Origin of the sequence: Tepidamorphus gemmatus, assembly GCF_004346195.1 — a bacterium.
Classification (GTDB): Bacteria; Pseudomonadota; Alphaproteobacteria; order Rhizobiales; family Tepidamorphaceae; genus Tepidamorphus; species Tepidamorphus gemmatus.
Genome location: NZ_SMAK01000004.1, coordinates 66,567 through 79,892 on the forward strand (window position 1 = coordinate 66,567; position 13,326 = coordinate 79,892).

At 66.2% G+C, this 13,326-nt stretch carries 8 protein-coding genes; 3 read left to right on the forward strand and 5 right to left on the reverse strand.

Going from position 1 to position 13,326, the window contains the following annotated elements:
* Nucleotides 1-111 precede the first annotated feature (111 nt).
* Nucleotides 112-1,236, reverse strand: coding sequence for an anhydro-N-acetylmuramic acid kinase (locus EDC22_RS07800; protein ID WP_132806081.1), 1,125 nt, complete (start codon nt 1,234-1,236; stop codon nt 112-114).
* An 83-nt stretch (nt 1,237-1,319) separates the two neighbouring features.
* Here EDC22_RS07800 and tyrS point away from each other — a divergent pair, with 83 nt between their 5' ends.
* On the forward strand, nt 1,320-2,570 hold the full coding sequence (tyrS, locus tag EDC22_RS07805) for a tyrosine--tRNA ligase (protein ID WP_132806082.1): 1,251 nt from the start codon (nt 1,320-1,322) through the stop codon (nt 2,568-2,570).
* Nucleotides 2,571-2,574: 4 nt separating this feature from the next.
* Here the strand turns inward: tyrS and EDC22_RS07810 are convergent, their stop codons facing one another.
* A complete protein-coding gene (locus EDC22_RS07810) occupies nt 2,575-6,072 on the reverse strand; it encodes a DUF3971 domain-containing protein (RefSeq protein WP_132806083.1) in 3,498 nt (1,165 codons plus the stop codon).
* Nucleotides 6,073-6,259: 187 nt separating this feature from the next.
* Here EDC22_RS07810 and EDC22_RS07815 point away from each other — a divergent pair, with 187 nt between their 5' ends.
* Both EDC22_RS07815 and EDC22_RS18215 read left to right on the forward strand, forming a co-directional pair.
* Nucleotides 6,260-6,757 (forward strand): peroxiredoxin, encoded by a 498-nt coding sequence (locus EDC22_RS07815; protein ID WP_132806084.1) that lies wholly within the window; start codon nt 6,260-6,262, stop codon nt 6,755-6,757.
* Between the two features lie 240 nt (nt 6,758-6,997).
* Nucleotides 6,998-8,218, forward strand: coding sequence for a M23 family metallopeptidase (locus EDC22_RS18215; RefSeq protein ID WP_132806085.1), 1,221 nt, complete (start codon nt 6,998-7,000; stop codon nt 8,216-8,218).
* 14 nt (nt 8,219-8,232) lie between these two features.
* On the opposite strand, the gene prfB is transcribed toward EDC22_RS18215, so the two are convergent.
* The 3 genes from prfB to EDC22_RS07835 all read right to left on the reverse strand — a co-directional run bounded on the left by prfB (nt 8,233) and on the right by EDC22_RS07835 (nt 13,299).
* Nucleotides 8,233-9,352 (reverse strand): peptide chain release factor 2 gene (prfB, locus tag EDC22_RS07825; protein WP_132806086.1). Its coding sequence is split into 2 segments (ribosomal slippage): nt 8,233-9,282 and nt 9,284-9,352, totalling 1,119 coding nucleotides; the frame shifts between segments, so codons are not numbered across the junction.
* Between the two features lie 33 nt (nt 9,353-9,385).
* Nucleotides 9,386-11,845, reverse strand: a complete 2,460-nt coding sequence (locus tag EDC22_RS07830) for a penicillin-binding protein 1A (protein ID WP_132806087.1) — start codon at nt 11,843-11,845, stop codon at nt 9,386-9,388.
* Between the two features lie 200 nt (nt 11,846-12,045).
* Nucleotides 12,046-13,299: an N-acetylmuramoyl-L-alanine amidase gene (locus EDC22_RS07835; protein ID WP_132806088.1), complete on the reverse strand. Its 1,254-nt coding sequence runs from the start codon at nt 13,297-13,299 to the stop codon at nt 12,046-12,048.
* Nucleotides 13,300-13,326: the final 27 nt, after the last annotated feature.

Sequence of the window (13,326 nt, forward strand, 5' to 3'; positions counted from 1 at the left end):
ACACCTTTCAGCTGTGCGCAGATGGCACCACGCCGCGCGCCTGCTGTCTGCCCCGAAGCCCCTGCCGGACCCGAGCCAGCACCCCTGGGCATCCGGACCCTTCCCGATCGATCAGCGCCCCGATGCGACTGCCCTCGCCACGACCCCGCCCGTCATCGCCTTCGGCACGCCCGTCGTCGTCGGGTAGCTGAGCGGCAGGCCCTTCAGCGAGCGCACGGCGAGATAGGCGAAGGCTTGGGCCTCGATATGGGACGCCGACAAGCCGGCAGCGTCGGCGGTCGTGACGGGCGCCGACAGCCGTGCGCTCAGCATCGCGAGCAGCGTCTGATTGCGGGCACCGCCACCGGCGACGATCCAGCGGCGGACCGGCGCCGGAAACCAGCGTTCGGCTGCGGCCACGGATGCCGCCGTGAAGGCAGCCAGCGTCGCCGCACCGTCCTCAAGCGACAGCGCGGAGACCGCCCCGAGCGGAAAGTCGTTGCGATCGAGTGACTTCGGCGGCGGCCGGTCGAAATAGGCGTCGTCCATCAACGTCGCCAACGCCACCGTGTCGACCTGGCCAGCGGCCGCGATGCGGCCGTCCTCGTCGAAGGCGATGCCGGCCCGCTGCATCACCCAGTCGTCGATCAGCGCATTGCCCGGCCCGGTGTCGAAAGCGACAGGATCGCCCTCTCCAACGAAGGTGACATTGCCGACGCCACCCAGGTTGAGGATCGCCACCGGCAGCCTCCAGCCGTGACGACGGGCGATCGCGCGGTGATAGGCGGGCACGAGTGGCGCGCCCTGACCGCCCGCGGCAACGTCGGCCGCCCTGAAATCGTAGACGACGGGAATGCGGAGCCGATCGGCGAGCGCCGCCGCGTCGCCGATCTGCACGGTCAGGCGCTGCTCGGGCCGGTGCAGCACCGTCTGGCCATGGAACCCAACGACATCCACATCCGCGGCCGACAGTCCCGCAGCGACGAAGAGCGCCTCGACAGCCTCCGCATGGGCGGCCGTGACCATGCGCTCCGCTTCCGCGAGCACGCCCGCCCGATCGGAGCGGTCGGCGATGGCGCGCGCTGCGACGAGCGCCTCGCGCAGGACGGCGCGCTCGGCCGGCACGTATGGTCGTTCCGCCAGCGCGCCATAGGCTGCTATCGTCTCTCCATCCGTGACGAGGACGGCTGCATCGACACCGTCCATCGACGTGCCACTCATCAGACCGATCGCCGTCAGCGCTTTCGTCACGCCCATGCCTCTGCTAGAGGGTGCCGCCATTCCAATCGAGGTCGCCGGCTGGCGATGGCTGGCCGCGACCGCAGTCTGGATACCACGCGATGAGCGGTTTCAAGTCCGATTTCCTGCACGTTCTGTCCGAGCGCGGTTACATCCATCAATGTTCTGATGCGGACGGGCTCGATGCCAAGGCGCACGAGGGCTCCCTCGTCGCCTATGTCGGCTACGACTGCACCGGGCCGTCGCTGCATGTCGGGCACCTGCTGTCGATCATGATGCTGCGCTGGTTCCAGAAGACGGGGCATACACCGATCACGCTGATGGGTGGCGGCACGACCCGCGTCGGCGACCCGTCCGGCAAGGACGAGATGCGCAAGCTGCTCACCTACGAGCAGATCGAGGCCAACAAGCAGAGCCTGAAGGAGGTGTTCTCGCGCTTCGTCGCGTACGAGGGCGCGAACGCCGCGATCATGTCGGACAATGCCGAATGGCTCGCGCCGCTCAACTACATCGACTTCCTGCGCGAGGTCGGCCGGCACTTCTCCGTCAACCGGATGCTCAGCTTCGATTCCGTGAAGCTGAGGCTGGATCGCGAGTCGGAACTGTCTTTCCTCGAGTTCAACTACATGATCCTACAGGCTTACGACTTCGTGGAGCTGAACCGGCGCTACGGCTGCGTGCTGCAGATGGGCGGATCCGATCAGTGGGGCAACATCATCAACGGCATCGATCTCGGCCGACGCATGGGCACGCCGCAGCTCTATGCGCTGACCTGTCCGCTCATCACCACCGCGTCGGGTGCCAAGATGGGCAAGACCGCCGCCGGCGCCGTCTGGCTCAAGGCCGACATGCTCAGCCCCTGGGACTACTGGCAGTTCTGGCGCAACACGGAGGATGGCGACGTCGGCCGCTTCCTGAGGCTGTTCACCGACCTGCCGCTGGACGAGATCGCCCGGCTCGAGGCGCTGCGGGGCGCAGAGATCAATGAGGCGAAGAAGGTGCTGGCGAACGAGGCGACGGCGTTGCTGCACGGCCGCGCCGCCGCCGAGGCAGCCGCCGAGACGGCGCGCAAGACGTTCGAGGAAGGCACGCTCGCCGAGACGCTGCCTACGGTCGAGATTTCCGGCGGCGAGCTAGACGAGGGCATCGGCGTGCTGACTGCCTTCGTCCGCGCCGGCCTTGTCACCTCCAACGGCGAGGCCCGCAGGGCCGTCGCCAACGGCGCGCTGCGCGTCAACGACAATCCCGTAACCGACCCTGCCGCATTGCTGCGCGCCGCAGACGTGACGGCGCAGGGCGTGATCAAGCTTTCGTTCGGGCGCAAGAGACACGTGCTGCTCAGACCACGCTGAGCCCTCAGCGCTGCAGCGGCTCGATCGCATCGGTCGCCGTGCGCGGTACGGCGGCGCGCGGATTGTCCATGCCGAAGATGTAGCGGAACACGCCTGGCGCCACGACCGAGATCGGATTGATGGTCAGAACCGGCGCGTCCATCGTGCCCGATATCGAATAGGTGATGCCGAGCAGGCCTTCGTTGGGCTTGCCGCCGAGCAGTGGCCCGAGGAAGAGCGGCAACTGGCCGAACAGGTTGTTCAATGCGTAGAGTGGCACATAGGTGCCATGGATCGCCAGGCGCTTGGCCGCGAGGTCGAGCGAGCCTTCGACGGTGGCGCCGACAGCAACTCCGCGCAGCACGCCGTCGCTGACCAAGATCGTCGGGCCAATGCGCTGGAACGAGGCGGAGAACCGGTCAAACCCGACATCCGAAACGTTAAGACCCTGCTGCGGTGAGGTGGTCACCGTCGCGGAATCGGGACGTCCCCGCGACTGCTGCTCGCCGCCTTCGATCAGGTGGGCAAGCGAGGGATCGTTGGCGATCCGGAAGCGGTCGACGTCGATGGTCCCCGCCATGGACGCGTTGGCGCCGCGACGCGCTGCCGCGAGCCGCAACCGGCCACCCCGCATGTTCGCATAGATACCACTCCAGGCCAGCGTGGTCCCCGCATCGGCACTTTCCACGCTGAGATCGGCATTTGTTCCGTCGTCGGAATGGCGCAGACTGATCGGCGCACCCCCCTCGCCGGAAGCCGAGAGTTCGAGGCGCGCGATACGTCCGCCGGTGCGCGAGATCGTCCCCGACAGGTTGGTGAGGGTGACGCCACCCGCTCCGATCGCCCGCTCCACGTCGATGTCGATCCGCATCCCGCTGCCGCCGACCTCGGCGCCGCCAGCGCCACTTCGCTGGTTCACGAGCGCCCCGCGAAGATCGATCGACTTGCCGGTCAGGGACACGTTCCGGACCCCGTTCACGGTCCGACCATCAACCGAGATGTCGGTGCCTCGCGCCGACCGGAGCACCGGCAGGTTGATGCGCGAGAGTCCGCCGCCCTTCTCGAACTCGGCCGATCCCTCAACCTGCAGCGAGCTCGAGACGAGCTTCAGATTGGTCAGACGGACCGCGTTGCTGGTCTGCGCCAACACGAACTCGGCCGTGGCCTGCTCGCCGGCAGGCTTCTCCACCCCAAGGGCCGCGAACCCGATACGGGCCCGCGTGAGGTCGGCATGAATGTGCTGGGAGGTGCCGTCGGCGGTCGCCCGGACATCGGAGACCGTCGCGACGATCGGACCGGACAGGATCTCGTCGAGCGGAAGACCGAGCCGGCGCCGGGCAGCCTCGTCGAGCGTCATCGTCACGGATCGGGCGCCGGGCTCCCCACCGGGCAGCAGCGGGTCGTCGACGGCAACGGCGGCACGCACGCCGTCGAGTTCGGCAGTGCCGGCGATGGAGATCCGGCCATCCTCAATTCGCAGATCGACGTCACCGTCGGTGACGCGACGGGCACCGGCGAAGTTGTTCGCGGCGAAGTCCTCGATCCGACCCTCAACCTGCAGCTCGATGTCCGGGAAGCGCAGATCGTCGATGAATGGTATCGTCATGTGGATGTCGAACCGGCCGTTGCCCTCGAAGTCATCGACATTCATGCCGCGCGAGGCGGCGAAATCGATCGGCGGCTGATCGAGCAGCACGAGTGCATCGCTCAGCTTGCCTTCGAGCTTCAAATCGACGATCCCGGTCGAGGGATGGGAGGGAATGTCGGGGACCTCGAAGCGGCCGGCGGCCACGCGAAGGACGCCGCTTTGAGGAAGCTCGATCCGCGCCTCGGAGGTGAGGCGAATGTCGAACCGCTGGCCATCGACGCGGCCCGTGGCCGCAACCCCGACCATCGGAGGAAGATCACCCAGATACCGAAACGACACGTCACGCGCTCGGAACGACAGGTCGAAGGCGCCTTGCGGCAGCGGCACACCGCGCAGCGCCGAGGCGATCTCCTCCGGCTTTATGTCGACATTGATCCGGGCATCGAGGATGTCGCCCGACAGGAGATTGCGCACGGCCCAGCGCCGCGCCTTGGGTGCCAGGACCGCGGGCCAGGCCGATTTGAGCGTGTCGACGGTCATGTCCGTTACCGAGCCGGCCAGCTTAACGCCGGGGCTCTCGCCGCGGCCGCCGACAAAGCCCACGAATGAACCGGCCGTCTGTCCGCTGATCAGATCCAGACGGGACACATGCAGGACACGCTGGTCGGGGACGAGAAACCCCTCGAGCGTGATGGAATTGTAGCTGCTCGGCAGATCGCCATTCGGATCGGCGATCGAGATATCCGAGAAATCGAGCTTGAGGGGGATGGTGCCATAGCTGAAATCGCCTCGCTCCGGCACGGCGATCTGCCCGGTTAGGCGAAATCCGGTCTCCCCCGCCAGCAGCCGCGACGGCCGGATGATGATGGTGCCCGTCGAATACCGCCAGTCGACGGCGATATCGGCCTCGTCGATCAGAAAACGATGCTCGCCGATCCCGACATGACCAGCTCCGATCAGCACCTCGCTCGACAGCCAGTCGAGGGCGCCGTCGACACCGATGGTCAGCGAGAAGTCGGCAGAGATCGGACTGGTCATCACGAAGGGCAGCTGCTTCGGCAGCAGCGGCTCGAGATCGGCGATCGCGAGGTTGCGTATTCCCCCGGACAGGATCACGCCCCCGCCGAGCGAGCGCCGCGCCGACCCCTCGAAGCTCGGCATGCCGGCTCCGTCACCGATTCCGACCGCGAATGCGATCTCTCCCTCCCGGTCACTGCGCGAGACCACGAGCTCGACATTGTCGATGTCATGCCGACTGCCCGCCTCATCGAATACGCTCACTCGGGCATTGCGGACACCGAACCTGGACAGGCCCTGGCGGTTCTCGGCGCCGAGCAGCGCGAACAGGACGGCGAATGCCTCTACCGGAGCAACCAGGGGCGCGGAGCGCGGCGGCTGTGAAAGACCCGCGGCTGTCTCGGCGTCGGGCGAGGCCGTCTGGAAGCGCAGACTGCCATCGACCTGCCGGAGATTCATCCGCGGCCGGATCAACCAGACGCTGCTCGGCGCGATCCGCCCGGTGACCAGCGCGAGGCCTGAAAGCCCGATTGCAGCCCGCGGCGCGGCAAACACGGCATTGCCGTCCGGCCCGGTCACCGCGACATCTCGCAACCTCAGGACAAGATCGAGCGTATCGCGGTCGCGCTCGATGACCGTATCCTCGATCGTCACGCGATAGCCGACTGGCAGTTGCTGCTGCACGGCATCGGCGATTCGCGGCGTCAGGAAGGCAACCGACAGCGGACTGTCGGAAAGTCTGACCATGAGCAGAACGAGCGCCACGACGGCCAGCAGCGCCACCGCCGCGAATCCCTGCCCGACGCGCAGCCAGAGTCGGCGGCGTGCCGCAATCAGTCGGATTCGTGCCAGTCCCGCGACCGCCGCGCGCTGGAGGTACTGCTTGCCATCCGCAGTGGATCGGGTGCTGGATTCCATCAGATCCCAGGATTCACATTCGACGCGTCGCGCGACCCCGAATGCTAGGCAGGCTAGCGGCGGCGCGTTCGATCGGCCGGCACAACAATCCGCAAAACCGTACTATTCGTACACGGGACATTAGCGGCACCACCGATTCCCCGGTGGCGTTGTGATCCAACAATACGGACGAAAGGAAGGCAGACCAATGGTCAAGCAGGCAGACGCGGCTTCATCCGGCCCCGAGATCGGCGAGCGCGCCCCGGACTTCGACCTGCCGGCCGCCGGCGGTGGCCGGTTGCGGCTCGCGGATTTCAAGGGCCGTGTACTGGTGCTCTACTTCTATCCCAAGGACGACACCAGCGGCTGCACCCGGGAAGCGCTTGATTTCCAGGAGTTGCGCGAGCAGTTCGAGGCAGCCGGTGCGACGATCATCGGCATGTCTCCCGATCCGGCGACGTCGCATGACAAGTTCCGCACGAAGCATGGCCTCGACATTGCACTTGCCTCGGATCCGGAAACGACGACGCTTCAGGCCTACGGGGTGTGGAAGGAAAAATCCATGTACGGGCGAAAGTACATGGGCGTCGAACGCTCGACCTTCCTGATCGACGGCGAGGGTGTGATCCGGCGGGTCTGGAGAAACGTCAAGGTGCCTGGCCATGCGGCCGAGGTCCTCGAGGCAGTCAGGCACTTTGCGCCTTGACCACCCCTCCGGCCCAGGCAATTTCGGACGGATTGGCGTTCCGGCGGCCCATGAGGCACGTCTGGCCGACGCTCGCACCAGCAGGGTCCGGGCGTCCAATTGGCAGTTCGTTAACCCTAATCCTTCGAGAATGGCGGCCGACGATCGTGATCAACCGCCGCTCGGACGATGCAGACGCCACCCTCCGCTTTCGGCCGCCGCGCCCAGCCGCACAGGATCATCCTCGCGCGAGGCGAACGGGTGCGTGCGCTCACCCTGCCCCACTGGGCCGGCTGGGCGTGCCTCGCCGGCCTTTGCGCCGTATTGGTGTGGCTTGTCGGCGCAACCGCCTACATCGCCTTCCATGACGAGATCCTCGCGACGGCGCTTGAGCACCGGGTAGCGGTGGAGCGGTCCTACGAGGACCGGATCGCCCATCTCCGACGCCAGATCGACGAGATCAACACCCGCCAGTATCTCGACCAGCAGGCATTCGAATCGCGCCTCGCGGCGGTGCTGCGGCGCCAGCAGGAACTCGAGGAGCGCCAGCACCGGATCGCCGCGCTGATCGAGGCCGCCCGCCAGCGCAAGGTGACTCTGGCCGTTCCGTCTGCCCCGCAGACAACGGCCAACTTTGCCGACGCCGGCGTCGCCAGCCCGTTGATGACGTCGTACCGCCAGGATCGCCCGGCACCGCTCGATGGCACCATCCCCTCACGGAATACCGCGGCCGCGCCGGACGCACCCAGCCGTCCCCTGGTGGTGACAAAGGCGCTTGGGGACGGTCCGATGGCAGCGATCGAGGCTTCGATGAACCATGTTGACGCGGTACAGGGCGAGATCGTCGCGACGCTCGCTGCGTCGGTCGAGGCTCTCAACAGCCGTCTCGAGCAGGTGATGAATTCGGTGGGCTCGCGCGGAAGTTCCCCCGCTGCTCCCGGCATGGGCGGACCGCTGATCGAATTGCGCGATTCGGTGGTGGTGCGGGGGGCGCCGGACATGGAGCTGAGGCGCCTTGAAGCCGGTCTCGACCGCCTCGACAAACTCCGCTTCCAGGTCTCCAGATTGCCCGTGCGCCTTCCGCTTCCGGGAGAAGCCGAGATTACCAGCGGCTTCGGCACCCGCATCGACCCGTTCCTGGGCCGCCCGGCACTCCATACCGGCGTCGACTTTCGCAGCGAACCGGGCGATCCGGTCCTGGCCGCCGCCGGCGGAACGGTGGAGATCGCAGAATACAGCGGCGGTTATGGCAACATGGTCGAGATCGACCATGGTAACGGCTATTCCACGCGCTACAGCCACCTCAGCAGCATTCTGGTGAAAGCGGGCGACAATGTCGCGCCTGGCGACATCGTCGGCAGGGTCGGTAGCACCGGCAGAAGCACCGGGCCACACCTCCATTTCGAGACCCGGCTGCTCGGCACCGTGCGCGACCCGATGGACTATCTAGCCGCCGCCGAGCTGCTGCCGCCAGGCTTCTGAGCCAGCGGCCGCGCTCAGGCGGTGGCGGCTTCCCGGGCATTGACCCGCTGGGCGAGCGAAGCTTCCATGAACATGTCGAGATCGCCGTCCAAGACCGCCTGGGGATTGGTGCTCTCGACGCCCGTGCGCAGATCCTTGACCAGCTGATAGGGTTGCAGCACGTAGGATCGGATCTGGTGCCCCCATCCGATGTCGGTCTTCGAGGCAGCTTCCGCCTGCGCCTTCTCCTCGCGCTTCTGCAGTTCGAGCTCATACAGTCGCGATCGCAGCATCGCCCAGGCGGTGGCGCGATTCTTGTGCTGCGAGCGCTCATTCTGGCAGGCGACGACAATACCGCTGGGAATGTGCGTCAGGCGCACGGCCGAGTCGGTGGTGTTGACGTGCTGGCCGCCGGCGCCTGAGGAGCGGTAGGTATCGACCCGGACGTCCGACTCCTTGATGTCGATCTCGATCGAATCGTCGATGACCGGATAGACCCAGACCGATGCGAAGCTGGTGTGGCGGCGGGCGCTCGAATCGAACGGCGAAATCCGTACCAGCCGGTGGACGCCGGATTCAGTCTTCAGCCATCCGTAGGCGTTCGGCCCCTTGATGAGCAGGGTCGCCGAGCGGATACCGGCCTCTTCCCCCTCATTGTAGCCGATTTCCTCCACCTTGTAGCCGTGCGCTGCTGCCCAGCGGCTGTACATCCTGAGCAGCATCGCTGCCCAGTCCTGACTTTCGGTACCACCGGCGCCGGCATGCACTTCGAGATAGGTGTCGTTGCGATCGGCCTCGCCGGAGAGGAGCGATTCAATCTGGCGCTTCTGCGCCTCGCGATGCAGCTCGCGCAGTGCGGATTCCGCATCAGCGAGGACGGACGCCTCGTCCTCCGCCTCGGCAAGCTCGATCAGGCCGATCGTGTCGGCGAGCTCGCCCTCAATCCGCGCCACGACGTCGGTCGCGTCCTGGAGCTGCTGACGCTCGCGCATCAGCGCCTGCGCCATCTCGGCGTTCTCCCACAGCGACGGATCCTCGGCGCGGTGGTTCAGCTCCTCCAGCCGTGCGAGCGCGTTGTCCCAGTCAAAGATGCCTCCTTAGCAGGCTGATCGACTGACGAATCTCGTCGACCAGCTGCTGATGTTCTGCACGCATGTGTCAGGTTTCCGTTTACGGGTCGATGCGGCGTCAGTACAGGCCGCCGGTTCCGGTGCGAACCGCACGATCGGCTTCCGGGGTCACGGCGGTCGGCTGCCCGAACTGATCCTGATATCCGATCACGGAATAGCTGTCAGGCGGAACCTGGCCGGGCTTGAACGCCTCCAGAATTACGTTGGTCTCGTTCGGACCGGCCCGCAACCCTGTGGCCGGATTGATGCGCACCAGCTGGATGCCGGGCGGCACGCGGAAGGGAATCGCCGGCTTGTCTGCAAGCGCCTCCTTCATGAAATCCCTGAAGATCGGCGCCGCCAGCTGGCCACCCGTCATGCCGCGGCCGAGCGGCTGCGGCTGATCGTAGCCGACATAGACGCCTACGGCCAGATCGGGCGAGAACCCGACGAACCAGGCATCCTTCTCGTCATTGGTGGTACCGGTCTTGCCGGCGAGCGGCTTCTCGACCTCGCGGACGACGGTCGCGGTACCCCGTTGCACGACTCCCTCGAGCATCGAGATCATCTGATAGTCCGTATACGGGTCCAGCACCTGTTCGCGGTTGTCGATCAGCTGCGGCTCGTCCTGGCCGGTCCAGGCCTGGGCCGTGCAGCCCTCGCAGATGCGCTGGTCATGCTTGTAGATGGTCCGGCCGTAACGGTCCTGGATGCGGTCAATCAATGTCGGGGTGATCTTGCGGCCGCCATTGGCGATGGTGGCATAGGCCGCCGTCATGCGCAGCACGGTGGTCTCGCCGGCGCCGAGCGCCATCGGCAGATAGGGCAGCATGTCGTCATAGATGCCGAACCGCCTCGCATATTCCCTGATCAGCGGCATGCCCATGTCCTGGGCGAGACGCACCGTCATGACGTTGCGCGACAGCTCGATGCCGCGACGGAGGGTCGAGGGACCGTAGAACTTGCGACCGTAGTTCTGCGGACGCCAGATCTTTCCGCCGGAGACGATCTCGATGGGCGCGTCGAGCACGACGCTGGACGGAGAATAGCCGTTGTCGAGCGCGGCCGCGTAGACGAAGGGCTTGAAGGCGGATCCGGGTTGCCGCATCGCCTGTGTTGCGCGGTTGAACTCGCTTTCGGCGAAGCTGAAGCCGCCGACAAGCGCGAGGACACGGCCGGTATGGGTGTCCATCGCCACGATCGCGCCGCTGATCTTGGGAACCTGCTGGAGGTCGAACTCGCTCGCGCTGTCGCCGACCGGCGAGACGTATACAACATCGCCAGGTTTCAGCACCTGCGCGGCCGACTTGATCGGCTTGCCCTTCTCGGGACCGACGGCCCACCGCGCCCATGTCAGCTTGTCGGTCGGAATACGGCCGACCTTGCGATCCTCGCTGAACCGACCGGAGGGCAGCTTGTCGGGGCGCAGACCGATGACTGCCCCCTCATCGTCGGTCTTCAGGACCACCGCCAGACGCCACGGCGCGACATCATAGAGCGGCTCGATCTTGCCGACGGCAAGCCCCCAGTCCCCGCTGAGCTCGACTGTCTCGATCGGGCCGCGCCAGCCGCGCTTGCGATCGTAGTCGACCAGCCCCTTGACCAGTACCCGGCGGGCCAGCACCTGCAGCTTGGGATCGAGGGTCGAGCGGACCGACAGGCCGCCCTCGTAGAGCCCGGACTCACCGTAAAGCTGATACAGCGTGCGCCGGACATCCTCGACGAAGTAATCCGCCGCCTGCAGGCGCGGCCCGGTCGGGCGCAGCTTCACCTCGATGGGGGTGTTACGCGCCTCGATCGCCTGGTCCGCAGTGATGAAGCCGTTCTCCTCCATCCGGTCGATGACCCAGTTGCGGCGCTCCAGGGCCCGCTCGGGCTCGCGGAACGGATGATAGTTGTTCGGCGCCTTCGGCAGCGCCGCCAGATAGGCCGCTTCCGGGATCGTCAGTGCGTCTACCGACTTGTCGAAATAGATGAGCGCTGCCGCGGCAATTCCATAGGCGCCCACGCCCAGATAGATCTCGTTGAGATAGAGCTCGAGGATCTGGTCCTTGGTGAAGGCGTTCTCGATCTTCAGGGCCAGCAGCGCTTCCTTGATCTTGCGCTCGTAGGACTTCTCGTTGGTCAGCAGGAAGTTCTTGGCGACCTGCTGGGTGATCGACGACCCACCGACCAGGCTGCGGTTCGAGTTCGACAGCAGTGCCTCGATGTTCTCCAGCGCGGCGCGGCCGATGCCCACAAGGTCAAGGCCGAAGTGGCTGTAGAAATTCTTGTCCTCGGCCGACAGGAAGGCATTGATGACGGTGCTGGGAACCGCCTGGATCGGAATGAAAAGCCGACGCTCCTTGGCGTACTCGGCGACGAGCTGGCCGTCGGCGGCGTGCACGCGGGTCATCACCGGCGGCTCGTACTCGCGAAGGCTCGCATAGTCGGGCAGATCCTCGGACACTTGCCAGAGAACATAGGCAACCGCCGCCGAGACAACGACGAACAGAATGACGCCCAGCGTGAACAGGAAACCCAGAAATCTCAGCAGCATGACTTCGCCAGCGCCATTCGTCGCCCGATGGTGTCCGACCTGGCCCCACCTGCATGCGGCGGAACGGGCGCCCGGCCCGCCAGCCGACAAGATCCTGGCGTGCTCATAGCGCGGAACCCCCGGCTGATCAAATCGTCCCTGGTACCGATGAACGGCAGGGCCTTGGCCAAATTGTGACCGACCCTGCCCCTGCCGCGTGTTCAGAACGGCGCGCGGGCGTGATTCTCGCCGAAATAGCTCGAAACCGCCTCGGCGACGGAGCGCGCGATGCGCTGCTGCCACTCGCTGTCGGTGAGGTGCTTCTCGTCGTCGGAATTGGTCAGGTAGCCGAGCTCCAGCAGCACCGAGGGGACGTCGTGCGCCCGCAGCACCTTGAAGCCGGCCGAACGGTGCGGATTCTTCACCACACCTGTATGCGCCTTGAGCTTGTCGACGAGCGTGCGCGCGAAGAACACCGCATAGTTCTTCGTCTCGCGCTGGACCAAGTCGATCAGAATGTCGGCAACGTCGTCGGTCTCGCCTGAAAGATCGACGCCGGCGATCACGTCGGAGCGGTTCTCCTGCTCGGCCAGCGCGGCTGCGACCGCATCGGAGGCGCGCTCCGACAACGTGTAGACCGTCGCGCCGCTCACGCCACCGGCGGCGACCGAATCCGCGTGGACGGAAATGAACAGCGAGGCTTCCCTGGACCGTGCGAACGCCACGCGCTCGGCGAGCGGAACGAAGACATCGTCCGTTCGCGTCATTTCCACCCGGAATCGCCCCCCGGCACTCAGCGCCGACCGCAGTTGCTTGGAGAACGCCAGGACGACGTCCTTCTCAAGCGTGCCGTTCTTGCTGCGCGCACCCGAATCGATGCCTCCATGCCCCGGATCAATGACGACGACGATCTCGCGTGCCTGCGGTCCCGCACCGGGACGGACGGCCTCGAGGATGCCGTTCGAGGGAGCGGTGCGGCCAACGCGCGGACGCGCCGGCTCGAGCGCGAGCGCGGCGAGGAATTCCTCCCGGGAGGTGGCGACCAGATCGACGACGATGCGGGCGGGTTGATCGTCGACCGCGGCAACGACGAAGGCCTTGTCCACCTTGACCGGGCCGTTCGTGTCGAGCACGATTCGCGACTTGCCCGGCCCGATGAGGCCGAACCGGTAGGCAGCGACCAGCCCCCTGCCTTCGCGCCCTTCCTCGGGCGCGAGACGGAATACCGTCTCCGGTAGATCAAGGATGACACGGTACGGATCGGCGAGCGTGAAGACCCCGAATACCACCTCGCTGTCGACGTCGACGACGAATCGGGTCCGCTTGTCGTCACCGGCAATGCGCGACTGCAATGCGGTGACCGGTGCGGAGCGCGCCGACGCACCGTCGCCGGAGGCGCTCACGGCACCGGGCGAAACGGCGACCAGCAGTGCCGCGACGAGGACGACGACGAGATTGCGGACTGGAAGATTCACCGGCCAGCGGCCCCCGCTCCTACCCCG